Source organism: Variovorax sp. LjRoot130, from assembly GCF_964253755.1.
Taxonomy (GTDB): domain Bacteria; phylum Pseudomonadota; class Gammaproteobacteria; order Burkholderiales; family Burkholderiaceae_C; genus Variovorax.
This window is the reverse complement of record NZ_CAXURM020000002.1, coordinates 905,800-929,741: the sequence shown is the minus strand read 5'-3', so window position 1 is coordinate 929,741 and position 23,942 is coordinate 905,800. Positions and strand designations below refer to the sequence as shown.

The 23,942-nt window shown below is 69.0% G+C and carries 21 protein-coding genes and 1 pseudogene; 12 read left to right on the top strand and 10 right to left on the bottom strand.

Annotated elements, in window-relative coordinates; genetic code table 11:
* The first annotated feature begins 4 nt into the window (after window positions 1–4).
* Genes ACSQ86_RS34255 through ACSQ86_RS34215 form a run of 9 tightly spaced genes read left to right on the top strand, consistent with a single transcriptional unit; the run spans window position 5 to window position 11,783 of the window.
* A complete protein-coding gene (locus ACSQ86_RS34255) occupies window positions 5–3,013 on the top strand; it encodes a xanthine dehydrogenase family protein molybdopterin-binding subunit (protein WP_436310661.1) in 3,009 nt (1,002 codons plus the stop codon).
* Window positions 3,010–3,840, top strand: coding sequence for an FAD binding domain-containing protein (locus ACSQ86_RS34250; RefSeq protein WP_436310660.1), 831 nt, complete (start codon window positions 3,010–3,012; stop codon window positions 3,838–3,840). Before ACSQ86_RS34255 ends, ACSQ86_RS34250 begins: the two co-directional genes overlap by 4 nt.
* Complete coding sequence (locus ACSQ86_RS34245) at window positions 3,837–4,364, top strand: (2Fe-2S)-binding protein (RefSeq protein WP_436310659.1); 528 nt, start codon at window positions 3,837–3,839, stop codon at window positions 4,362–4,364. The genes ACSQ86_RS34250 and ACSQ86_RS34245 overlap by 4 nt, the downstream gene beginning before the upstream one ends.
* Before the next feature lies 1 nt (window position 4,365).
* A complete protein-coding gene (locus tag ACSQ86_RS34240; protein ID WP_436310658.1) occupies window positions 4,366–5,946 on the top strand; it encodes an AMP-binding protein in 1,581 nt (526 codons plus the stop codon).
* Between the two features lie 43 nt (window positions 5,947–5,989).
* A complete protein-coding gene (locus tag ACSQ86_RS34235) occupies window positions 5,990–7,453 on the top strand; it encodes a UbiD family decarboxylase (RefSeq protein ID WP_436310657.1) in 1,464 nt (487 codons plus the stop codon).
* The gene (locus ACSQ86_RS34230) at window positions 7,450–8,046 is read left to right on the top strand and encodes a UbiX family flavin prenyltransferase (RefSeq protein ID WP_436310656.1); all 597 of its coding nucleotides are present in this window, start codon (window positions 7,450–7,452) and stop codon (window positions 8,044–8,046) included. Before ACSQ86_RS34235 ends, ACSQ86_RS34230 begins: the two co-directional genes overlap by 4 nt.
* A gap of 39 nt (window positions 8,047–8,085) precedes the next feature.
* The gene (locus tag ACSQ86_RS34225; protein ID WP_436310655.1) at window positions 8,086–8,892 is read left to right on the top strand and encodes an enoyl-CoA hydratase/isomerase family protein; all 807 of its coding nucleotides are present in this window, start codon (window positions 8,086–8,088) and stop codon (window positions 8,890–8,892) included.
* 6 nt (window positions 8,893–8,898) lie between these two features.
* Window positions 8,899–10,116 carry an alpha-hydroxy acid oxidase gene (locus ACSQ86_RS34220; protein ID WP_436310654.1) on the top strand — a complete coding sequence of 406 codons (1,218 nt, stop codon included), beginning with the start codon at window positions 8,899–8,901 and terminating at the stop codon, window positions 10,114–10,116.
* A complete protein-coding gene (locus ACSQ86_RS34215) occupies window positions 10,113–11,783 on the top strand; it encodes a thiamine pyrophosphate-binding protein (protein ID WP_436310653.1) in 1,671 nt (556 codons plus the stop codon). The genes ACSQ86_RS34220 and ACSQ86_RS34215 overlap by 4 nt, the downstream gene beginning before the upstream one ends.
* 6 nt (window positions 11,784–11,789) lie before the next feature.
* Here the strand turns inward: ACSQ86_RS34215 and ACSQ86_RS34210 are convergent, their stop codons facing one another.
* The 9 genes from ACSQ86_RS34210 to ACSQ86_RS34170 are packed head-to-tail and all read right to left on the bottom strand — an operon-like array spanning window position 11,790 to window position 20,680.
* Complete coding sequence (locus ACSQ86_RS34210) at window positions 11,790–12,833, bottom strand: acyl-CoA dehydrogenase family protein (protein ID WP_436310652.1); 1,044 nt, start codon at window positions 12,831–12,833, stop codon at window positions 11,790–11,792.
* Window positions 12,830–13,996, bottom strand: a complete 1,167-nt coding sequence (locus tag ACSQ86_RS34205; protein ID WP_436310651.1) for an acyl-CoA dehydrogenase family protein — start codon at window positions 13,994–13,996, stop codon at window positions 12,830–12,832. The genes ACSQ86_RS34210 and ACSQ86_RS34205 overlap by 4 nt, the downstream gene beginning before the upstream one ends.
* A 14-nt stretch (window positions 13,997–14,010) precedes the next feature.
* A complete protein-coding gene (locus tag ACSQ86_RS34200) occupies window positions 14,011–15,537 on the bottom strand; it encodes a class I adenylate-forming enzyme family protein (RefSeq protein WP_436310650.1) in 1,527 nt (508 codons plus the stop codon).
* A 26-nt stretch (window positions 15,538–15,563) separates the two neighbouring features.
* The gene (locus ACSQ86_RS34195; RefSeq protein WP_436310649.1) at window positions 15,564–16,007 is read right to left on the bottom strand and encodes a Zn-ribbon domain-containing OB-fold protein; all 444 of its coding nucleotides are present in this window, start codon (window positions 16,005–16,007) and stop codon (window positions 15,564–15,566) included.
* A gap of 5 nt (window positions 16,008–16,012) precedes the next feature.
* Window positions 16,013–17,179 carry a thiolase family protein gene (locus ACSQ86_RS34190; protein ID WP_436310648.1) on the bottom strand — a complete coding sequence of 389 codons (1,167 nt, stop codon included), beginning with the start codon at window positions 17,177–17,179 and terminating at the stop codon, window positions 16,013–16,015.
* A gap of 3 nt (window positions 17,180–17,182) precedes the next feature.
* On the bottom strand, window positions 17,183–17,977 hold the full coding sequence (locus ACSQ86_RS34185) for an enoyl-CoA hydratase/isomerase family protein (protein WP_436310647.1): 795 nt from the start codon (window positions 17,975–17,977) through the stop codon (window positions 17,183–17,185).
* Window positions 17,978–17,995: 18 nt separating this feature from the next.
* Window positions 17,996–18,817 (bottom strand): ABC transporter ATP-binding protein, encoded by an 822-nt coding sequence (locus ACSQ86_RS34180; protein ID WP_436310646.1) that lies wholly within the window; start codon window positions 18,815–18,817, stop codon window positions 17,996–17,998.
* A 1-nt stretch (window position 18,818) separates the two neighbouring features.
* Entirely contained in the window at window positions 18,819–19,682 is an 864-nt protein-coding gene (locus ACSQ86_RS34175) for an ABC transporter permease (RefSeq protein WP_436310645.1), read from the bottom strand.
* On the bottom strand, window positions 19,679–20,680 hold the full coding sequence (locus ACSQ86_RS34170; protein WP_436310644.1) for an ABC transporter substrate-binding protein: 1,002 nt from the start codon (window positions 20,678–20,680) through the stop codon (window positions 19,679–19,681). Before ACSQ86_RS34170 ends, ACSQ86_RS34175 begins: the two co-directional genes overlap by 4 nt.
* Window positions 20,681–20,899: 219 nt before the next feature.
* On the opposite strand from ACSQ86_RS34170, the gene ACSQ86_RS34165 reads away from it, so the two are divergent.
* The 3 genes and pseudogenes from ACSQ86_RS34165 to ACSQ86_RS34155 all read left to right on the top strand — a co-directional run.
* Window positions 20,900–21,817, top strand: a complete 918-nt coding sequence (locus ACSQ86_RS34165) for a LysR family transcriptional regulator (protein ID WP_436310643.1) — start codon at window positions 20,900–20,902, stop codon at window positions 21,815–21,817.
* Between the two features lie 61 nt (window positions 21,818–21,878).
* Window positions 21,879–22,418 (top strand): TIGR02444 family protein, encoded by a 540-nt coding sequence (locus ACSQ86_RS34160; RefSeq protein WP_436310642.1) that lies wholly within the window; start codon window positions 21,879–21,881, stop codon window positions 22,416–22,418.
* 104 nt (window positions 22,419–22,522) lie between these two features.
* Window positions 22,523–22,712: pseudogene (locus tag ACSQ86_RS34155) on the top strand (hypothetical protein); the annotation flags it as partial.
* A 3-nt stretch (window positions 22,713–22,715) separates the two neighbouring features.
* Here ACSQ86_RS34155 and ACSQ86_RS34150 read toward each other — a convergent pair.
* The gene (locus ACSQ86_RS34150) at window positions 22,716–23,894 is read right to left on the bottom strand and encodes a PLP-dependent transferase (protein ID WP_436310641.1); all 1,179 of its coding nucleotides are present in this window, start codon (window positions 23,892–23,894) and stop codon (window positions 22,716–22,718) included.
* Window positions 23,895–23,942 lie beyond the last annotated feature (48 nt).

Genomic DNA, 23,942 nt, shown 5'->3' with positions numbered 1-23,942 from the left:
GCTGATGAGCGTACCTGCCCTCGCCGACGCGCCCGCGCGTCCCCATCTCGGCCGCCCGGCCGAGCGCGTGGAAGACCGCGCGCTTCTCACCGGCCGCGGCCGCTATGGCGACGACGCGCCCGTGCGCAGCGACACGCTGCACGCGGCCGTGCTGCGTTCGCCGCATGGACACGCGCGCCTGCTGGCCGTGCGCACTGCGCGAGCCGAAGCCATGCCCGGCGTGCGCGCGGTGCTCACGGGCGCGGACGTGCAGCGCTGGTCCAAGCCCTTCATCGTCGGCGTCAAGCAGCCGATGGAACTGTGGGCGCTGGCCGTGGACAAGGTGCGCTATGCCGGCGAGCCGGTCGCGGTGGTGGTGGCCGAGAGCCGCTACCTCGCCGAGGACGCGCTGGAGTTGCTGGAGGCCGACTACGAACAGCTTCCCGCCGTCGTCGACATCGAGTCGGCCGCCGCCGCTGGCGCACCGGTGCTGCACGAGCGCGTGGGCAGCAACGTGGTGAGCGACCGTTCTTTCTGCTACGGCGACCCGGACGCGGCCTTTGCCGCCGCGCCGCACCGCGTGGCGCTCAGCGTGCACTACCCGCGAAACTCCTGCACGCCGATAGAGACCGCGGTGGTCATCGCCGAGTTCATGTCGGAGCAGGACGGCTACGACATCCAGTCCAACTTCATGGGCCCCTTCTCGCTGCATACCGTGATGGCGATGGCGCTCAAGGTGCCCGGCAACCGGCTGCGGCACCGTACCTTCGCCGATTCGGGCGGCAGCTTCGGCGTCAAGCAGGCGGTGATGGCACCGGCCGTGCTGATGTGCCTGGCCGCACGCAAGGCCGGCGCCCCGGTGAAATGGGTCGAAGACCGGCTCGAGCACCTGAGCGCGGCCACCTCGGCCACGGGCCGGCTGTGCCATGCCGAGGCCGCGGTGGAAGCCGACGGGCGCATCACGGCGCTGTCGCTCGACCAGTTCGACGACTGCGGCGGCTACCTGCGCGCGCCGGAGCCGGCGACCTTCTATCGCATGCACGGCTGCCTCACCGGCGCCTATGCCATCGAGAACCTGCGCGTACGCAACAGGGTGGTGCTCACCAACAAGACACCCACCGGCCTGGTGCGCGGCTTTGGCGGACCGCAGGTGTATTTCGCGCTCGAACGCCTGGTGCAGCGCATCGCGGTCGAGCTGGGGATCGACCCGCTCGACGTGTATCGCCGCAACTTCATCACGCGCGATGCCTTCCCCTACCGCGCAGCGGCCGGCGCGCTGATCGACTCCGGCGACTACCAGACTGCCCTCGACCTGGCAGTGCGCGACGGAGGGCTGGCCGAGCTGCGCCTGCGGCAGGAAGCGGCACGCGCGGAAGGCAGGCTCTACGGCATCGGCTTCGCGGCCATCGTCGAGCCTTCGGTATCGAACATGGGCTACATCACGACCGTGATGCCGCGCGAGCAGCGCGCCAGGGCGGGCCCGAAGAACGGCGCCATCGCTGCCGCGACCGTGGGCATCGATCCGCTGGGCGGGCTTACCGCAGTGATCGCCTCGTCGCCGGCGGGCCAAGGCCATCGCACGGTGTGCGCGCAGGTGGTGGCCGATGTGTTCGGCGTCGAGCCGGCCGAAGTGTCGGTCAACGTCGAGTTCGACACACAGAAGGATGCCTGGTCGGTGGCAGCGGGCAACTACTCGAGCCGGTTCGCCGGCGCCGTGGCCGGCACCCTGCACCTCGCATGCGTGCGGCTGCGCGACAAGCTGTCCGTCATTGCCGCGGCGGCGCTCGGCTGTGCGGCGGCGGACATCGTGTTCGCCGAGGGCAAGGTTTACGCCAGGCACGCACCCGAACACAGCTTGCCCTTTGCCCGCTTCGCTGCCAGTCCGCACTGGGCACCGGGCCTGCTGCCGGCAGGAACCGACCCCGGCCTGCGCGAGACGGCGTTCTGGACCCCGCCGCAACTCACGGCGCCCGACGATGAGGATCGCGTCAACACCTCGGCCGCCTACGGCTTCGCCTTCGACATCTGCGCAGTGGAAGTCGACCGCGACACCGGCCGCGTGCGCATCGACCGTTACGTCACCACGCACGACGCCGGTACCCTGCTCAACCCCGCGCTGGCCGATGGCCAGATTCGCGGCGCCTTTGCGCAGGGGCTGGGCGCGGCGCTGATGGAGGAGTTTCGCTACGGCGCCGACGGCAGCTTCCAGTCGGGCACCTTCGCCGACTACCTGGTGCCGACCACCTGCGAGGTGCCCGACCCCGTGATCCTGCACCTGGAAACGCCCAGCCCCTTCACGCCGCTGGGCGCCAAGGGCCTGGGCGAAGGCAACAACATGAGCACGCCGCCCTGCATCGCCAACGCGGTGGCCGATGCGCTCGGCCGCGCCGACATCGTACTGCCGCTCACGCCCTCGCGCGTGATGCAACTGCTGGGCATGAACGACCCGCCGCCATCCGCAGGCAGCGTCGCCGCAGCCATGCCGACTTCGGAGCCAGTGGCGAATCTGAAAGGGAGCAAGGGCAAGGCACTGTCGGCGCGGGGCGAGATCCTGCTGCCCGCCACGCCCGAAGCGGTGTTCGCCGTGCTGCTCGACCCGGCCGCGCTGGCCCGCGTCATCCCTGGCTGCAACGCGCTGGAGCCGGTCGGGCCGAACCGCTATCGCGCCGACGTGACGGTAGGTGTCGGCATGATCAAGGCACGCTACGCGGCAGAGATCGCGCTCAGCGAGATCGAGGCGCCTCAGCGCCTGCGGCTCGCCGGCTCGGGCCTGTCGAGCATGGGCGCTGCCAAGGGCAGCGGCCTGGTTTCGCTCGCGCCCAAGGAGGGCGGCACGCTGCTGCGCTACGACTACGAGGCCGAGGTCTCGGGCAAGGTCGCTGCGGTCGGCGGGCGCATGCTCGAGGGCGCGGCCAAGATCGTGCTCAAGCAGCTGTTCGAGCAGCTCGGCCGGCAGGCCGGCGGCCAGGGCGCGGCGGCGGTGGCCGATCCGTGGTGGCGTCGCCTGCTGCGCATGCTCGGAGGCACGAAGTGAAGCCCGCGGCCTTCGACTACGTGCGCGCCGAATCGGCCGACGAGGCCGTGCAGCAGCTGCGTGCGCTGGGTGCCGATGCGCGCATCCTCGCCGGCGGCCAGTCGCTGATGGCCGTGCTCAACATGCGCCTGGCCCAGCCCAGCGCGCTGATCGACATCTCGCGCACCGCCGACCTCGACTACGTGCGCGTGGACGGCGGCATGCTCGCTGTCGGCGCGGCGGCTACGCAGGGCAGCGTCGAGTGGCGCCAGTCGCTCGTGCAGGAGGTCCCGCTGCTGGCGCAGGCCCTCCCCTTCATCTCTCACTTCCAGATCCGCAACCGTGGAACCATCTGCGGCTCGGTCGCGCATGCCGACCCGAGCGCGGAGATTCCGCTGGTGCTGCTGGCGCTCGGCGGCGAAGTCGTGCTGCGCAGCGCCTCGAAGCGCCGCACGCTGCCGGCCGCGGATTTCTTCCAGGGCATGCTGATGACAGCGCGCGCACCGGACGAGCTGCTGGCCGAGGTGCGCTTCCCGCTGGCCGCTGCCGGCCAGCGCAGCGCCTTCACCGAGTTCTCGGCGCGGCACGGCGACTTCGCCATCGTGTCGGCCGCGGCCACAACCGATGGGCGCGGGCTGCGCCTGGCCGTGGGCGGTGTGGCCGACCGGCCGCGGCTCGCGCAATGGCCCGCCGGCCTGCGTGGCGCCGACCTCGACAGCGCCCTCAACGACTTCGCCTGGGAGCTGGAGGCGCAGGACGACGCGCACGCCAGCGCCACCTTCCGGCGTCACCTGGTGCGCAGGCTCGGCGCACAGGTGCTCGCCCGGGTCACGGAGAACCGCTCATGAAACAGATCGGCCGCGACAGCCTGCACACGGTGCGGCTGCAACTCAACGGCACCGCGCGCAGTGCGCCCTGCACGCCGCGCATGCTGCTGTCGGACTTCCTGCGCGAGGGACTGGGCGCCACCGGCACGCATGTGGGCTGCGAGCACGGCGTGTGCGGCGCCTGCACGGTGCAGATCGACGGCATCGCCGGCCGCTCGTGCATGACGCTCGCGGTGCAGGCCGAAGGCCGCCACGTCGCCACGGTCGAAGGCCTGTGCGATGCCGACGGCCCGCTCTCCGACCTGCAGGAGGCCTTCAAGCGCCACCATGCGCTGCAGTGCGGCTTCTGCACCGCCGGCATCCTGATGTCCTGCGACGACTACCTGCGCCGCCGCCCCGACCCGAGCGAGGCCGAGGTGCGCGACATGCTCTCCGGCCACCTCTGTCGCTGCACCGGCTACACGCCCATCGTCCAGGCGGTGCTCGAGACCGCCGCCCTGCGCCGCACCGCCGCCGGCGCCCAACCCCTCCCGGCGGAAAACTGAGATGCTCGACCTCGCAACCACATTCCTTCAAAGCGTGGAGCGCAGTCCCCACGCGCTCGCGCTGGTGGACGACGGCGTTCGCCTGACCTATGCACAGTGGCGAGACCAGGTGGCGCGCGCCGCCGCCGGCCTGCGCAAGCTCGGCCTGTCGCGCGGCGACCGGCTGCTCTCGGTGCTGCAGAACCGCCACGAGGCGGCGACGCTCCACTGGACCTGCCAGTTCGTCGGCGTGGTGATCGTCCCGCTCAACTGGCGCGCCAAGCCGGAGGAGATCGACTACTGCCTGGCCGACGCGGGCGCCAAGGCCCTTGTCTTCGAGGCCGCGAGCGAAGCGGCCACACAGTACAGCAGCGGCGCGCGCGCCGTGCCGCGCATCGGCGTGGGCGCGTTGGAAGGCGACGATGCGACGCTGACCTGGAGCGCCCTGCTGGACGGCGAAGCCGCCGCGCTGGAATCCGCCGCCGAGGCCGACGACGTGTCTTTGATGCTCTACACCTCCGGCACCACCGGCAAGCCCAAGGGTGTGCCGAGGCGCCACCGCCAGGAGCGCGCCGCCGCGCTGGCGCACGTGGCGCAGAACCTCTACCGCCGCGGCGAACGCACGCTCGGCGTGATGCCGCTCTATCACACGATGGGCGTGCGCTCCCTGCTCGCGATGGCGCTGGTGGACGGCACCTTCGTCTGCCTGCCGCGCTTCGACACGCAGGCCGCACTGGCGCTGATCGCGCGCGAGCGCATCACCTGCCTCTACCTCGTGCCGACGCTCTATCACGACATGCTGACGCAACGGCAGCGCGCCGGCGGCGGCGACGGGCCGGGCGAGGACATCGCGTCGGTCACCAAGCTGGGCTTCGCCGGTGCGCCGATGAACGACGCGCTGCTGCAGCGCCTGACGCGCGCCTTCCGCCCCGAGCTCTTCGTCAACCACTACGGCTCGTCGGAGATCTACACCGTCTCGATCGACCAGGACGCGGTGAAGAAGCCCGGCAGCGCGGGACGCGCCGGCCTCAACACGCGGCTGCGCATCGTGCGGCTCGACGCGACCGGCGCGGACGACCGCGTCGGCCCCAACGAGGAAGGCGAGATCATCGCGGACCTGCGCGGCGACGAGGCCTTCGAGGGCTACTGGAACCGGCCCGACGCCAACGCCCGCGCGCTGCGCAACGGCTGGTACCACACCGGCGACATCGGCTACTTCGACGACGACGGCGATCTCTATGTCACCGGCCGCGTCGACGACATGATCATCAGCGGCGGCGAGAACATCTCTCCGGTAGACATCGAGTCGGTCATCTCGCTGTGCCCCGGCGTTGGCGAAGTCGCGGTGGCCGGGCTCTCGGACGAGCGCTGGGGCCAGCGCGTGGTGGCCTTCGTGACCCGCAGCGGCGAAGAGGCCGGGCTCGACGCGCAGACGCTCGACGCACACTGCCGCAGCTCCGACCTGCCCAACTTCAAGCGTCCGCGCGAATACGTCTTCGTCGCGGAGATCCCCAAGTCGCCGGTCGGAAAGATCCTGCGGCGCAAGCTCGTCGCCGGCGAATACGAAGCGCTCGGCAGCCATCCCGATACCCCAGCGGCCTGAGCGCCGCCGCCTCGCCACACCTTCCCCAGGCCGGAGAATATCCATGACTACCTCCTCGACGTCGACATCACAGGGCGCGCCCTTCACCGATCTGCGCCGCTGGCTCGCCCACCTGAGCGACAGCGGCCGCGTCGCGGTCATGCGCGAAGACACGCCGTTGCAGCACACGTTGGCCGCCATCGCCAAGCGCCTCGACGGCCGGCAGGCCGCCTACTTCCCCAAGCCGGGCGGCCACGCGGTGCCGGTGGTGTCCGGCTTCATGTCGCGTCGCGCCTGGATCGCCGAGGCCATGGGCGTGCCGGAGTCCGAACTGCTGCAGCGCTTCCGCGACGCGGCGGAGCGTCCCCTGCGCTGGCAGGAAGTGACCAAGGGTGAGGCCCCCTGCCAGCAGGTGGTGCATCGCGACCGCGACGTGCGCGAGGTACTGCCGGTGCCCACGCACAGCGAGCACGACAACGGCCCCTACATCACGGCCGGCCTGGTAATCGCCCGCAACCCGGCGACCGGCGTGCAGAACGTGTCGATCAACCGCATCCAGGTGCATTCCAGGGAGCGCATGGCGATCCTGATGCTGCCGCGCCACCTGTGGGCCTTCTACAAGGCGGCCGAGGCGCGCAACGCGGCGCTGGAAGTCGCGGTCGTGATCGGCATCGACCCGCTCACGCTGCTGGCCTCGCAGGCCATCGCGCCGATCGACTGCGACGAACTGGAGATCGCGGGCGCGCTGCACGGCGCGCCGCTGCGCGTGACGAAGTGCCTGACCAACGAAGTGCGCGTGCCGGCCGACAGCGAGATCGTGATCGAGGGCCGCATCCTGCCGGGCGTGAAGGAGCCCGAAGGCCCCTTCGGCGAATTCCCCAAGTACTACAGCGCGCGCGAGCACCGCGAGGTGATCCAGGTCGATGCCATCACGCACCGGCGCGACCCGATCTACCACACCATCGTGCCGGCCGAGATGGAGCACCTGCTGCTCGGATCGATCCCCCGGGAAGCCACGCTGCTGGCGCACCTGCAGCGCAGCTTCCCGAACGTGCTCGACGTGCACCTGGCCATCGGCGGCGTCGGCCGCTACCACCTGTACGTGAAGATTCGCAAGACGCACGAGGGCCAGCCGAAGAACGTGATCTGCGCCGCCTTCGGCGCGCACTACGACATCAAGCAGGTGATCGTGGTCGACGACGACGTGCAGGTGCACGAGCCGCAGCAGGTCGAGTGGGCCGTGGCGACGCGCTTCCAGGCCGACCGCGACCTGGTCGTGATCCAAGGCGCCCAGGGCTCGGTGCTCGATCCGTCGACCACCGTCGGCCAGGACTTCGGCGACGGCACCGCGCCGCCGCCGCACCTGCAGGGCCTGAGTGCCAAGATGGGGCTGGACGCCACTAGGCCGGTGGTCTACCACGAGCATGTCTTCACCAAGGTGCGCGTGCCGGGCGAGGACGAGGTCGACCTCGCGGCGGTGATCGACACGGCCGCGCGCGTGGACTTCGCCGCCGGAGCCGTGCGATGAGCCAGAGGAAGCGCCTCATCGTCGCCATCACCGGCGCGAGCGGCACCATCTACGGCGTGCGCCTGCTGCAGCTGCTGCGCGCCATGCCCGATTGGGAGACGCACCTGGTGATGTCCTCGTCGGGCGCGCTGACCGCCTCGCAGGAAATCGACATGAAGCGCGCCGACATCGAGGCCTTGGCCGACGTGGTGCACAACGTGAAGGACATCGGCGCGGCCGTCTCCAGTGGCTCGTTCCGCACCGCCGGCATGGTGATCGCGCCCTGCTCCATGAAGACGCTGGCCAGCGTGGCGCACGGCCTGGCCGACAACTTGATCAGCCGCGCCGCCGACGTGATCCTGAAGGAACGCCGCCGCCTCGTGCTGATGGCGCGCGAGACCCCCTTCAACCTCGCGCACCTGCGCAACATGACGGCCGTCACCGAGATGGGCGGCATCGTGTTTCCACCGGTGCCCGCCTTCTACGCGCGGCCGGACTCCATCGAAGCCATGGTCGACCACACGGTCGGCCGCGTGCTCGACCTGTTCGACATCGAGCACCACGACCTCGTGCGCCGCTGGGAAGGACTGCAGCGCCCGACCTTCGGCACCTGAGCCCCCCCTTTCATCCACCTTCGTCCCCGAGGAAACGACATGACCCAGCTCGCCCACCCTGCCCATACCCTGCTCGAGAAGCTCGACGGCTTCCGCGTCGAGATCGACGCCGCGCGCGAACGCGCCGACATCGTGCTGCAGCGCCCGCCTTTCAACATCATCTCGATGCCGCAGCGCGACCAGCTGCGCCTGGTCATCGAGTCGCTCGATGAGAACCCGGCAGTGCGCGTGATCGTGCTGCGCGCCGAGGGCGGGCATTTTTCCAGCGGCGGCGACATCAAGGGCTTTCTCGAGGCTTCGCCCGAGCACGTGTCGAAACTGGCATGGAACATCGCCGCACCGGCGCGCTGCAGCAAGCCGGTGATCGCCGCCAACCGCGGCTACTGCTTCGGCGTCGGCTTCGAGATTTCGCTCGCCTGCGACTTCCGCATCGTGACCGAGACCACCCTCTACGCCCTGCCCGAGCAGAAGCTCGGCCAGATCCCGGGCTCCGGCGGCTCCGCGCGCCTGCAGAAGATGGTCGGCATCACCCGTACCAAGGACATCGTGATGCGCTCGCGCCGCATCCCCGGCAAGCAGGCCTACGAATGGGGCGTGGCCACCGAGTGCGTGGCCGACGCGGAGCTCGAAGCCGCGACCGACCGCCTGGTCGACGAGCTGCGCACCTTCTCACCGCTCGCGCAGCGCACGGCCAAGAAGCTGTTGAACGACACGGAGGACGCGACGCTCAGCGTGTCGATCGAACTCGAAGGCCACAGCTACAGCCGCCTGCGCAGCTCCGACGACTTCCGCGAGGGCGTGGAGGCCTTCCACGGCAAGCGCAAGCCGAGCTTCAAGGGCAGCTGAGCGGCGATGCGGGCTGAACGCGCCCTTTCCATCGCCGAGCTCGCCGACGCCGCGCGCCGACGCCTGCCGCCCAGCATCCACGGCTATGTCAGCGGCGGATCGGAAGACCATGCGTCGCTCGACGCGAACCGAGCCGCCTTCGGTCGCTGGCGCTTCCTCACGCGGCCGCTGGTCGACGTGTCAAAGCGCACGCAATCGGTCGATCTCTTCGGCACGACGCATGCATCGCCGGTCGGCGTCGCGCCGATGGGCGTGTCGGGACTGTGCTGCTTCGACGGCGACGTGGCGCTCGCGCGCGCGGCGGCGAAGGCCGGCGTGCCCTCGGTGCTCAGCGCCGCGTCGACCGTCCCGCTGGAGCGGGTGATGCGCGAGGCGCCGGGCACCTGGTACCAGGCCTACCTGCCGGCGCAGCATGCGGTGATCGACCCGCTGCTCGCGCGACTGAAGGCTGCCGGGGTTGCCACGCTCGTTATCACCGTCGACGTCCAGATCGCGTCGGTGCGCGAAAACGAGTTGCGCAACGGCTTCAGCATTCCATTGCGCTTCACGCCGAGGCTTCTGGCCGGCGGGCTGGCGCGCCCGCGCTGGATGGTCGAGACTTTCGCACGCACGCTGTGGAAGCAGGGCGTCCCGCGCTTCGAGAATTTCACCGCGACGCGGGGTGGCCGCATCATCACCGCCGCCAAGGGCGACCACCGCGCGGGCCGCGCCGCCATGACCTGGGACGAGGTCGCGCGCATCCGCGAGCGCTGGCCGGGCCGGCTGCTGGTCAAGGGCCTGCTGCGGCCCGAGGACGCGCTCGCTGCGCATCGCATCGGCGCCGACGGCATCTTCGTGTCGAATCACGGCGGCCGCCAGCTCGACGGCGCGGTCGCACCGCTCGACGTGCTGCCGGCCATCGTCGCCGCCGCGCCGCAGCTGACGGTCTTGCTCGATGGCGGCGTGCGCCGCGGCACCGACGTGCTCAAGGCGCTGGCGCTGGGTGCCCGTGCCGTCTTCGTCGGACGCCCGGCGATGTACGGTCTCGCGGCCGGCGGCGAAGCCGGTGCGGCGCATGCGCTGGCGCTGCTGCGGCGCGAGATCGACACCGACCAGGCCCTGCTCGGCTGCGCAGATGTGCGGCAGCTCGGCCCCGACTGGCTGGTGCGCGACGACCGGCTGCCGCTGCAGGATGGCGAGCGCGCGGCCTTCATCCATCCTGCCCCATTGCTGAAGGCATCATGACAACCCCCACACTCCCCGAACGCACCGGCGGCCAGATCCTGGTCGATGCATTGCGCATCCACGGCATCGACACCGCCTACTGCGTGCCGGGCGAAAGCTTCCTGGCCGTGATCGACGCGCTGTACCACGCGCGCGAAGCCATCCGCCTCATCGTCTGCCGCCAGGAAGGCGGCGCCGCGCACATGGCCGAGGCGCACGGCAAGCTCACCGGCGAGCCGGGCATCTGCTTCGTCACGCGCGGGCCGGGCTCCACCAACGCGAGCATCGCCGTCCACACCGCACGGCAGGACTCGACGCCGCTGATCGTCTTCATCGGCCAGGTGGGCCGCGACGCGTTGGGACGCGAAGCCTGGCAGGAGATCGACTACCGCCACATGTTCGGCCACATCGCCAAGTGGGTCGACCAGGTGGACGACGCGCGGCGGCTGCCCGAGTACATCAGCCGCGCCTTCCACGTCGCGACCTCGGGCCGGCCCGGCCCGGTGGTGTTGGCGCTGCCCGAGGACATGCTGACTGACCTCGTCGCGGTGCCGGACGCGCCGCGCTACCGCCGCAGCGGCGCCGCGCCGACGCAGGAAGCGATGGACGGGCTGGCGGCCGAGCTGCAGCGCGCCGAGCGGCCGCTGGTGGTGCTCGGCGGCGGGGGCTGGACGCGCGAGGCCAGCGCCGACATCACCGCCTTCGCATCGAACTTCGACCTGCCGGTGGCATGTGCGTTTCGCCGGCAGGACCTGATCGACAACTTCGACGACCGCTACATCGGCGAGGCCGGCCTGGGCATGGACCCGCGCATCGCGCAGCGCGTGCGCGATGCGGACCTGGTCATCGCCGTCGGCGCGCGCCTGGGCGAGACCACGACACAGGGCTATGCGCTGCTCGAGGTGCCGCACCCGAAGCAGCGGCTCGTGCACGTGCACGCCGATCCCGGCGAGCTCGGCCACGTCTACCACGCCGACGTGCCGGTGAACGCCTCGATGCCGGCTTTCGCACGCGCCGCGCGGGCGCTGAGACCGGCGGGCCCCGCGCGTTGGAGCGACTGGACGCGCGCCGCGCGCGCCGATCAGCTCGACCACATCGAGCCTCCGGCGAGCATGCCAGGCGACGTCGACCTGGGGCACATCATGGTCCACCTTCGCGACACGCTGCCGGCCGACACCATCGTCAGCAACGGCGCAGGCAACTACACCCTGTGGGTGCAGCGCTTCTGGCGCTACCGCGGCATGCGCACCCAGCTCGCGCCGACCAGCGGCGCCATGGGCTACGGCCTGCCCGCGGCCATCGCCGCGAAGCTGGTGCACCCCGGGCGCACCGCGCTCTGCTTCGCGGGTGACGGCTGCTTCCTGATGAACGGCCAGGAGCTGGCGACGGCCGTGCAGTACGCGCTGAACGTGATCGTCATCGTCGTCAACAACGGCATGTACGGCAGCATCCGCATGCACCAGGAGCGACACCATCCGGGCAACGTATGGGGCACCTCGCTGAGAAACCCCGACTTCGCCGCGCTGGCGCGCTCGTATGGCGCGCACGGCGAGACCGTGACGCGCACCGGCGACTTCCCCGCGGCGCTGGAGCGCGCCCGCTCGGCCGGCAAGCCGGCCCTGATCGAGCTGCAGGTGAGCCCGGAGGCGTTGTCGCCGAAGCTGACGGTGTCGATGCTGCGGGGCTAGACCGGTTCAGTCCCGCTCCTTCGACACGTGGCTCGCGAGCACGCCGGCGTGCCGCGCGCCGACCGTCATCGCCCGCCGCAGATAGAGGCCTGCGTCGTACTCGTCGGCGAAGCCGATGGCGCCATGGAACTGGACGACTTCCTTCGTGACGCGCAGCGCCGCCGCGGCTGCACGATGCACGCTGGCGGCCGCGGCCCAGGCCTCTCGCGCGCTGCCGAAGGCGCGCGCCGCCTCGTGCGCCAGCGCGCGGGTGGCCGACGCGTCGACATGGCAGGCGGTGGCGCGATGCTGCAGCGCCTGGAAGCTGCCGATGGGCACGCCGAACTGCCGGCGCAGCCGCATGTAGTCGAGGGCGAGCTGCAGCGCGGCGTCCATCAGCCCGCAAAGGTAGGCCGCATCGCCGAGCCGCTGCAGGTTGCGCGCCCGCTTCCAGGCGGCCTCTCCCGCCAGGCCCGACAGCACGCGCGGCGCGCCGGCCCAGGCGGAATGCGCGATGGCGGCATCGGCGAGCCGGCTGCCGTCGACCGCCGCGCAATCGCTGCGCACGGCGCCCGGGGTATCGAAACGGACGATCCGCGCACCGAAGGCCTCTCCCTCTCCGGTCGCCACCAGCCATGCCGAGGCCGCCTCGCCGTCGGGTACCAGCGATGCACAGACGGCGCCGTCGCCATCGTCGGCAGTACCGTCGGCCAGCACCACATGCGCGTCGCCGCTCAGCAGCGCGCCCAGCGCCTCGCCGGCCGGACCCGCACCTTGAGCGAGCACACCGGCGGCCGCGATGCCCATGCTGAGGGGTACCATCATCAAGGCGCGCCCCGCCTGCTCCGCCACCACGGCCAGCGCCGGCGCGCCGAGGCCCAGGCCACCCTTGTCCTCGGGCACGGCGATGCCGGGCCAGCCCAGTGCGGCGATCGCCTTCCACGTCGCCGCGTCCCACGCCGAGGCGCCCTCGTGCACCCGGCGCGCGCGGGCGCTGCCGCCGTGGGCAGCCGCGAAGCTCGCGGCGCTCTCGCCGATCATGCGCAGCTGCGCGATGTGCTCCGCGTTCATGGCTTGCCGGCGGCCGCCGGGAGTCCGAGCACCCGCGTGGCGATGATGTTGCGCTGCACCTCGCTGCTGCCGCCGTAGATGCCCAGGCGGCGCGCCTGCAGGAACATCTCGCTCGTATCCAGCAGGTCGTCGCCCGCACGCACCGGTTCGCGCAGCGCGGCGGCCGGGCCGGCCACCTCGCGCACCAGGTCGAGCAGATGGTGCACGGTCTCGGTGGCCAGCAGCTTCAGATAGGAGCTGTCGACGGCGCCGGCCGGCGCATCCTCGGCCGCCTCAGCCGCGTCGAGGTAGGCGGCTACGAGCGTCTCCACCTCGACCTCGGCCAGCGCGGCCGCCTCCCGCACGCTCTCGCGCACGCTGCGGGCCGGCGCGTGACGCAGCATCATGCGCAGCCGCTCCCGGGCACGCAGCGCCTGCGCGGGCGAGCCGATGCGCAGGCGCTCCTCGCTCAGCACGGCGGTCGCGACCTGCCAGCCCCTGTCGATCTCGCCGACCACGTTCTCCAGCGGCACGTGCACGTCGTCAAGGAAGACCTCGGCGAATTCCTCGTCGCCGGCGATGGTGCGGATCGGCCGGCGGCGGATGCCCGCCGTGGCCATGTCGATCAGCACGAAGGTGATGCCGTGCTGCGGCTTGCCGGCGCCGGAGGTGCGCACCAGCGCGAACATCCAGTCGGCATGGTGACCCCAGGTGGTCCAGATCTTGTGGCCGTTGACGACCAGCGTGTCGCCGCGCACTTCGGCGCGGGTACGCAGGCTCGCGAGGTCGGAGCCGGAGTCGGGCTCGGAATAGCCCTGGCACCAGATCGCATCGCCGGCCAGGATGGGCGGCAGGTGGCGCTGCTGCTGCGCTGGCGTGCCGCGCGCGATGAGCAGCGGACCGATGTGGTTCAACCCCTGCGTGGGGATGTCGGGCGTGCCGGCACGCGCCATCTCTTCCATCAGGATGACCTGCCGGACCGGGCTCGCGCCCATGCCTCCGTGCGAGCGCGGCCAGTGCGGCGCGATCCAGCCGCGCTGTGACAGGGCGCGGTACCACGGCATGCCGTCGACCGGCAGCGGGCGAAATGTCTTGTGACGAAGCGCGGCGGGCGTGTGCGCTTCCAGCCAGCCGCGCACCTCGGCGCGGAAGTCCGCGTCCGCGGCAGATTCGGGTCTCAGCATGACGTCCGTCCCGCTCAGCTCACCGGCTGAAGCAGGCGCGTCAGCGCCATCTCGCGCAATTCGCCCTTCAGCACCTTGCCCACGCCGTTGCGCGGCAGCGCATCGACGAAGAACACGTGCTTCGGCTTCTTGTAGCTCGCGATGCGCGACTTGGCGTGCTCCTGGATCGCCTCGGCGTCCACCACCCGGCCCGGCCGGCGCTCGATGAAGGCCGCCACCGCCTCGCCGAAGATCTCGTCGGGCACGCCGACCACCGCAGCGTCGGCCACGTCGGCATGCTCGACCAACACCTGCTCCACTTCCTTGGTGTAGATGTTGAAGCCGCCGCTGAGCACCATGTCCTTCTTCCGGTCGACAATGTAGAGGTAGCCGTCAGCATCGAAGCGCCCCATGTCGCCGGTGTGGACCCAGCCGTCGATGATGGTCGCGGAGGTCGCCTCGGGGCGGCCGAAGTAGCCCCTCATGGTGGTGAAGCGCCCGGCCTCGCCGGAGCGCACCAGGATCTCGCCCACATCGTCGACCGAGACCTGCTGCCCCGTGTCGTCGACCAGCTTCACCTGCACGCCCGGCGTCACGCGGCCGACCGATGACGGGTGAGTGAACTGCTCCTCGTGGTCGAGCACCGTGACCGAGCCGACCTCGGTCATCGCGAAGAAGGAATGGAGCCGCGCGTTCGGGAGGTAGCCGATCATGCGGCGCTTGAGCTCCACCGGGAAGGCCTCGCCTGTCACGATGATGTGGCGCAGGCTCGCGCAACGCGCGGCCTGCTGCTCGAGCACCGGCATCAGCATGCGCGCGACGGTCGGCACCATGCCGGCGGCGCTCACCTGCTCGCGCTCGATGGTGTCGACGGCCGCCTGCGCGTCGAAGCGCTCCATCACCACCAGCTTGGCGCCGAGACACATGGAGTTCATCAGCCGCGCCAGCCCGGTGCGGTGCGCGAGCGGGGTCGTGACCAGGAACACGTCGTGCACCGTCACGCCCCACTCCACCGCATTGACGAAGGCATTGCCGATCACGAAGTTGGCATGCGTCAGGATCGCTCCCTTGGGCTTGCCGGTGGTGCCGGAGGTGTAGAGGATCATGGCGTCGTCGGACGACAGCGCCAGCTCGGGCAGGCGCTCGTCGGAGCGCGTGCGCAGCGTCTCGAAGGATTCAGCGCCCGCCACCTCGCCGCCCACCGCCACGCGGCGGATGCCGCGCAGGTCGCCGGACAGCGCGTCAATGGCCGCCGCGCTGTCGGCATGGAACACCAGCACGCGAGCCTGGCTGTCCTGCGCGAAATAGACCAGTTCGCGCGGCGTGTTGCGGGTGTTCACCGGGATCACGATGGCGCCGACCGAGAAGGCGGCGTACATGATCTGGACGAACTCCACGCAGTTGGGCAGGTAGACCACGATGCGATCGCCCTGCACCACGCCGGCGCGACGCAGGCCTGCGGCCAGCGAGCGCGAGCTCGACTGCAGCTCGCCATAGCTCAACGTCTGCGCACCGACCACCACGGCGGGCTTGGCGGGCGTGCGCAGAGCGTGCGCCGCCATGAAATGTTCGAGACGCATGACGCTCCCTAGGCGAGTTCGAAGGCCGGGTACGCATGCTCGGGCGCGAGCTGGTCCACCGCCAGCTTGACGCGCCGCCCGATCGCCAGATCGCTTGGAGCGCAGCGCAGCACGTTGGCGATGATGCGCACGCCCTCGTCCAGCTCGACGGTCGCCACGCACAGCGGAATTCGCCCCTCGACGCCGGGCCCCGGAATGCGCACCACGGTGCATGCGTAGATCGTGCCGGTGCCCGCGACCTCGCGCCACTCGAGCGTGCGGCGCCCGGTGAAGCCGCTGACAGGCTTCGGGTAGTGCTGGAATCGTCTGGCGACGGTGCAGTACTGCAGCACCAGCTTGCCCTGGGCGATGCCGTCCCAAAAAGGCTTGCTGTCGACGTAGACGCCTTGCTTCGGGATCGGGCGAGCCGGCGCGGCCGGCGGGACGGGGGTGGTGTTCGTGGTGTCGCTCATGCTCTTCATGCCTCCAGGACCATGGCCGAGCTGGTCCCCCAGTTGCGGCCGTAAGGGATCACGCCGATGCCCGTGACCAGCGCATTGTGCGGGTCCTTCACCTGGCGGCTGCCGCCTTCGCCGAACATCTGGCGCACGGCCTCGGCGAGGTTGAGCCCGCCGCTTGCGAGCCCCGGCTGGCCGGCCGAGATTTGCCCGCCGCCGGTGTTGAGCGGCAGCTCACCGTCGAAGGACAGGTCGGAGCGCAGCGTGTAGGCGCAGCCCTCGCCAGGTTCGCAGAAACCGAATGCCTCGAACTGCATCATCACGGCGATGGTGAAGTCGTCGTAGGGCTGGAACATGCGCACGTCCTTGGGCGCCAGCCCCGCCTTGCGCAGCACCTCGGGGCCGATCTTCGTAAAGCCCGAGCGCGTGATGTCAGCCAGCGGGTCGGCGCCGTTGAAGTTGGTGACTTCGCCATAGGCGACCGGGTACACCATCTTCGTCAGACCCAGGCGCTTCGCGTTCTCCTCGGTCGTCACGATGAAGGCGTTGGCGCCGTCGCAGAACATCACGCTGTCGAGTACTCGCAGCGGGTCGGAGATGACGCGCGACTTGAGGTACTCCTCCATCGTGAGTTCTTTCTGGAACTTCTTGTAGCCGTTCGGGTTGTGCAGCGCATGAGCGCGCTGGGTGATGGCGATCTTGCCGAGCGCCTCGGGGTCGAGCCCGTACTGGTGCGCGTAGCGGCTCATCAGCAGGCCGAAGGTCGCAGGCGGGCCCTGCACGCCGGGCGGGTCCTGGAATTCGCCGCGGTAGGCGCCGTAGTTGGAGCGCCAGTCGGAGCTGGGCGCATCGGACGACATCACCACCGCCAGCTTGCACATGCCGTCGCGGATGGCCGACATGGCGCGCGCCACGCCGCCTGTGGCCGAGCAGCCGCCCATGCCGCCGTAGTTGAGCCAGGTCGGCGTGATGCCCAGCGCTTCGGTCATGTAGACCGCGAAGAAGGGGTTCTGCGCCTCCGACAGCGCAGTCGTCACCGACAGGCCGTCGATCTCGGCCTTGTCGATGCCGGTGCGCTCCAGCAACTGGTCGAGCGCTTCGCCCGCCAAGTCGTAGGCACTGCGGCCGGTCTTGAAATCGATGGGTGTCTCGGCATAGCCGGCGATCACGATGTCTCTCTTTTTCATGTCCTACTCTCCTCGGAATGCGGGTGTGCGCTTCTCGCGGAAGGCGCCCAGGCCCTCCTGGCGGTCTTTCGTGAAATACAGCATGAAGGACACGTCGCCTTCCGCGGCCATGCCCTCGGCCAGCGGAAGGTCCATGCCGCGGTCGATCACCGCCTTGGTGAACATGACCGACAGCGGCGCGTTGCCGGCGATGGTGCGAGCCAGCTCGCGGGCCTTGTCGATCGCCTGGCCGGCCTCGGTCACGTGGTTGACCAGCCGGTACTCGCGCGCCTCGGCCGCGCTGATGCGGCGACCGGTCCACATGAGCTCCTTGGCCAGGGCCGGGCCGACGAGCCGCGGCAGCGTCTGCGTGCCGCCGCCGCCGGGCATCAGACCCAGCCGGATCTCGGGCAGGCCGAACTTGGCGTTGGCGCCGGCGACGATCATGTCGCCGACCAGCGCCAGCTCCAGGCCGCCGCCGAGCGCGAAGCCCTCAATCGCACTGATGACCGGCTTGGTGTAGCCCGGCAGCGCGCGGAACAGCTCGTTGACCTTGCGCGACCGCTTGCGCTTGCGATAGAAGTCGAAGTACTCGTTGTCGCCGATGGTGAATTCGCTGGTGTCGATGCCGGTGCAGAAGGCCTTGTCGCTGCCCCTCAGGATGACGGCGGCAATCTCGCGCTTCGACTCCGCCTCGCCCATCGCGTCGAGGATCTCCTCGGCGGTGGTCTCGCGCAGCGAGTTCAGCTTCTCGGGCCGGTGGATGGTGATCTCCAGCCAGCCCTCCACCTGCTCGGCAATGATGTCCTGGTAGCTCATGGGAAGTTCCGCTTTCTCTTAGTGCTCTGTCGTTGTGATGAGGGAGTGGGTCGGGGCGCCGTCCGCGTGCGCAGCGGTCGCATCGGGTGCCTCGCCGCCGATGGCGCGCTCGATCTGCTGGTGCATGCGGGCCATGCAGTTCGCGTCCCGCCGCTGCGCGGCGCCCACCTGCAGCTCCAGGCACACACGCGCCGGCGCGGCGAGCACCAGGATGCGGTCTGCGATCTCGAGCGCGTCCTCGATGCGGTGGGTGACGAAGACGCAGGTCTTGCGCTGCTCGCGCACGATCTCGGCGAAGTCGCGGCGCAGGGTCTGCGAGGTCACGTGGTCGAGCTGGCTGAAGGATTCGTCGAGCAGGACCAGCGCCGGATCGACCGCCAGGGCGCGCGCCAGCGACACGCGCTGACGCATGCCGCCCGAGAGCTCCGAAGGGTACTTGTGGCCGGCATCGCCCAGTTTCACGCGGCGCAGCCATTCGGCCGCCCGTGCGCGCGCCTCGGCCTTCGGCCGGTCGAGCAGCAGCAGGCCGAGCTCGACGTTCTCCTGCGCAGTGCGCCAGGGAAGCAGTCGATCGGTCTGGAAGCTCACGGCCAGCTTGCCGCGCAGCGCAACGAAATCGCGCGCAGGATCGGCGCCGGCAACGCGCACCGTGCCCTCGTCGGCGGACGAGGTGCCCATGAGCAGCGACATCACGGTGCTCTTGCCGGCGCCCGTCTGGCCCAGCAGCGCCACGGTTTCGCCCTCGCGGACTTCCATCGACAGGTGGTCGATCGCCGTGTGGTCGCCGAAGCGCTTGCTGACGTCGCGCAGCTCGATCAGGGATGTGGAGGTCGTCGTCATGTCAGCGCACCTTTGCTTCCTTGCGCCAGCCGAGGAAACGTGCCTCGGCCAGGGTCGCGAGCCACTGGATCAGCAGGTTCAGCACGACCAGCAGGACAGTCCATGCCAGCACCTGGTCGATGCGGAAGGTCGACTGCGCGAAGCTCATGCGCGAGCCGATGCCGAAGGCCGAGGCCACCAGCTCCGCGAAGATCACCATGCGGATCGCGTAGCCAATCACCGACTTCGTCGTGAGAAAGATGTACGGCACGATGTGCGGCGCGACCAGGTAGCGCAGCATCTTCCAGCGGCTCGGGCGAAAGCTCTCCAGCATGTCCACCCAGTCGGTCGACAGTGCCCGCACGCCTTCGTACACGTTGAGCGCATAGAAGGGCAGCAGGATCACCGTGAGGATGAAGAAGATGCGCGCCTCCGGATCCTTGAACCAGAACACGGCCAGCAGCATCCACGACAGCGCGGGGATGCCGGTATCCACCACCACCAGCGCCTTCAGATAGGGTCCCACCTGCTTGGAGGTGCCCATCAGCAGTCCGATCGCCACGCCGGCCACTGCCGAGAAGACGATGGCCACGCACAGCCGGCCGAGCGTGATGGCCACGTGCATCAGGTCGGTGGTGAGCAGCTGGGCCAATGCCTTCACGATCACCGTCGGCGACGGCATCACGTATTCGGGCACGTACCAGCTGCCGACCTCCATCGCGCCAAAGATCAGCACGACGACGACCAGCAGCGCCTTCAGCTCGCTGCGATCGCGCACCTTGGGCACGGTGATGGCGGCGGTGGTCGGCGACTTCCGGCCCGCCGCAGCGGAGGAGGAAGAGACAGGCTTGGCCATGTCGACGGCCCGGAGTTCGGCCTGCTTCATGCTGCGAAGAACCCGTTGTCGACCACCTTGGTCAGCGCGCCATTGCGCACCAGGAATTCGCTGGCGGTCACGATGCTGCGGCGGCCCTCCGCGGACTGCATCGAGACATGCTTGAATTCCAGGCGCTTCGAGGCGATGGCCATCTTCAGCACGTCCGGCGGAATGCCGGAGTTGGCGCCGGCGATCTTCACGGCCTCGTCCGTCTTGCCGTTGATGCCCTCGATGCAGTCGCCGAAGGCCTTGTTCAGGCGGGCCACCAGGCCCGGGTCGCGGGCTATGGCTTCCTTGCGCACTGCCACGCCGAAGTACGGCAGGTCGAGGTTGACGCGGCGTCGGTATTCCTCGCCGGCGTTGTAGAGCACGCGCATATCGGATACGCGAGCCAGGCCGACCGATACGTTGGGCTCCCAGGTCAGTCCGGCGTCTGCACGATTGGCCATCACCAGCGTGACTGACGCGGCGGGGTTGTCGACGTTCTGAACCACGGCATGGGTCTCGAGGTCGATCCCGGCGAGGTCCTTGACCACGGCGCGCATCATCCGGTAGGTGCCCGTGGACTGCGGGGCGGCCAGCGTCTTGCCCTTGAGTGCCTGGATCGTCTGCGGCCCCTTGGCCTGCGTAATGATGTTGATCATGTTGCCGGTGGTGACCGAGCACACGTACTGCAGTGGCACGCCGGAGAGGTGGCGCGAGGCGAAAGTGTCCCAGCTGCCGATGCACACGTCGTAGTTGCCGGCGACGAAATCGTTGTAGTAGGTGGTCACCGCGGTGTACGCGGTCGGCTTGCCAAGTTGGAGCCCGTTGGCCTTGTCGAGCTCCTTGGCGATCATGTAGTCGGTCAGCAGCGTGGTGAAGCCGGGCGTCAGGTTGGCCCACTTGAGCGCGGGCTGTGCCCTCGCAGTTCCGCCGGCCAGCGTGCCGAGCCCGAGGAGCGAGGCTGGTGCGAAGGCCGAGGCCCCCTTGAGCAGCGTCCGGCGCGAGAGTGCATGTCTCTTCATTGGCTTGTCTCCGTCTTGTGGTGGATCACGGAGCGCGGTGCCGTCAGCGGCCCGTGCTCTCTGTCTGTGTCGTGGGTCATCGTAGGAACAGGACAACGTTCCGAATAGCTGCAGGGATGGACCGGGCGTTCCATTCATGGAACGCCCGGATACCGCTTCGCCCGTCATGTCGACTACCCTCGGCACCTGTCCCAGCTTCCCGAACACACAACGATCTGCATGGCCGACAAACTCGATCTGAATTCGCTGCGCCTGTTCTACGACGTCGTCAACGCGCAGAGCATCACGCGGGCCGCAAGCGAGCTGAACATGCCCAAATCGACGATCAGCCGCAAGCTCACGCAACTCGAGCAGCAGGTCGGTACCGTGCTCCTGAAGAAGGGCCAGCGGCGGCTCACGACGACCGAGATCGGCACGCGCTTCTACGACCACTGCAGGCGCGTGGTGGACCAGGTCGAGCAGGCCGGGCTGGACACCCTGCAGCTGCAGACCGCCATGCGCGGCGCGCTGCGCGTGAGCATCCCGATCGACTTCGGTGTGTCGTGGATCGGCAAGGCGATCGCCGAGTTCGTGCTGGCCTACCCCGAGCTCGAACTGGAGGTCGACGTGAACAGCCGCCAGGTCAATCCAAGGGAAGACCCCTACGACCTGACGATCCAGCTCGGGCCGCTGAAAGACACGGACCTCACCTACCGGCGCATTGCGACCATCACACGCGGCGTCTACGCCAGCCCGGAGTATCTGGCGCGCCGCGGCGTGCCGCTCTCGGTGGACGATCTGCACCGCCACGACTGCATCATCACCGCGCAGCAGCGCATGGATGGCATCTGGACCCTGCGCAACCAGGCAACGCACCGCTTCGCCAACATCGAGGGGAAGGTGGTGGTGAACAACATCTCCATTGCGCGCGAGATGGCCATCGGCCACGTCGGCATGAGCATGCTGCCCAACGTCATGTGCGCCAACGACCTGCGCAGCGGGCGCTTGCAGCGCGTGCTGAAGGACTGGGAGAGCCCGTCGATGCATGCCACCGCGCTGGTGCTCAGCCGAAAGGGCATGCCCAGCAAGATCCGCGCTTTCCTGGACTTCCTCGCCGACAGGCTCAGCCTGGACCAGCAGGAGTCGCGCGGCACGTGAATGCGGCCGGACCTGTGCGCCTCCGCAAACGCCACGTATCCCCTGCCCCTTCCCCCGACCCATGACCGATACCGCATCCGATGCCTTCTCCCTCGAGTTGAACCATGTCCTGCGCGTCTACGCGCAGCCGGGAGTGGCCGAGGCCTGCCTCCTTCTGCAGGATCGCGCGGGCGTCGACGTGGTGGTGCTGCTGCACGCCATGTACCTCTTTGCCGCCAAGGGCATCGCCCTCGATGAACAGGCGCTTGCCAGCGCCGAGGCGCGTGTCGGATCGTGGCGGCGCGAGGTCATCGCACCACTGCGAGCGCTGCGCGCAGCCCTCAAGCCCGGTTTCGCCGGGTTGCCGCCTACCTCCGTGGAGCAGACCCGTCAGAAGATCATGGCAGCGGAACGCGATGCAGAGTTCGCCGCGGTTGCCGCGTTGTGCGGGAATGCCGAAACGCATCGGCAGGGATCGATTCCGGCGACCGATAGTGCAGGCCCACTGCTGGCTCGCGTGCTGCGTCTGTATGCAGCCAACGCCCCTCCAGCATCGCAGCACGATGTGGCGGTGGAGGCGGCGGTTCGACGCCTGCAAAGCCTACTCGATAAGGAAAGCTAGGCTCCGCAAAGCAGCCTGCGACCAGGGTGTCACAATTGCGCGGAGGCGTCGGGGCCGATCCTCCTTGCGACGTTGTTCACCACGACCAGGCGCCTGGTCGCGAGATTCGTTGGGGCACGCGTCTTGAACTGCGCAAAGTGCTCAAACGGCTGCACTATCCTTTGGAAGTGATGTTGGTCTGCGCCCGCTGGTATGCAGCCTGCCCTTTAAGTTTTCCCCATTCGGAGAAAATGATGAAGGCGCGCGGCGTCTTTGTAGATCACTCCACGGGTGCACCGCTGGGCTTTGAGAATCTGTCTATGCAGCCAACGCCTCGGACAACGCTTGTGCCAAATCTTCTCGCAGATCGTCAGCGCTCTCCAGGCCGATCGAGAACCGCAGCAGATGTCCGGCATAACTGTGCTTGCCGCTACGCAGGCTTCCCATGTCATAGGGCATGACCAAACTCATGGGACCGCCCCAGGACAGACCAACCCCGAACAATCGAAGACGATCGCAGAAGGAATCAACTTGTGCGGAGGTATGGGACTCGTCGATGAGCACCGAGAAGAGGCCGGCGGCTGCACTGCAGTGCGTCGCCCAGTATTCGTGCCCTGGACAAGATTCCAGCGCTGGATGCAGGACCCGGAGAACGCCCTTTTGCTTGGCCAACCAAGAGGCGAGCGCTCGAGCCGTAGCGTCGTGGAGGTCATAGCGAGCCTTGATGGATGCCAACCCCCGCAGGACCAGTTCCGCATCATTGGCACCCACGCCCATGCCGAGATCCAGGTAAGCGACGCGGAGTTTGTCATGCAACTTGTCGTCGTTCGTGATGATTGAGCCCATCAAGATATCGGCACCGCCAGAAGGGTACTTTGTCAGCGCGTGGACGCTGATGTCCACTCCCATCTCGAAGGGAGCGAAAGCGATGCCCGCACCCCAGGTGTTGTCGAGCCCGACTATCGCGCCAGCGTTCTTGATGGTCGCCACCAACGAGCGAAGGTCCGGAAATTCCATGGTGATCGAGCCGGGCGCCTCGACCCAGACGAGCTTGGTACGCACGCTGAGCTTGGCCTCCAGATCAGCGAGGTCCATCGGGTCGTAACACTGATGGGTGATACCCAACTGCGAGAGGGTCGTGCGTGCATGGCGCAGCGAAGGCCCATAGACGTTGGTCGGCAAAAGCACCTCATCACCGGCCGACAGCAAGGCGAGGTTGACCGTGGCAATGGCAGCCTGCCCGCTCGGGCAGAGCAGGCAGTGCCGGCCGCTTTCCAGCGTACACAGACGCTGTTCGAGGGTGTACGTTGTAGGCGTGCCGTAGAGGCCGTAGCTGTACCCGTCGCGGTGACCGAATGCCTTGGCACGTTCGCGCACCGTCGCCGCGTTCGGGAACAAGACCGTAGACCCCTTGAACACGCCGGGCGGAACCGCCGCATATCCGGCAGGCGGGACATAGCCGTGGTGAATCAATTTGGTGCTGATGTCTTGAGACATGGCGAGAGCTCTTCTACTGGTGAGGAGCCTCAATGTATCGGATCACGC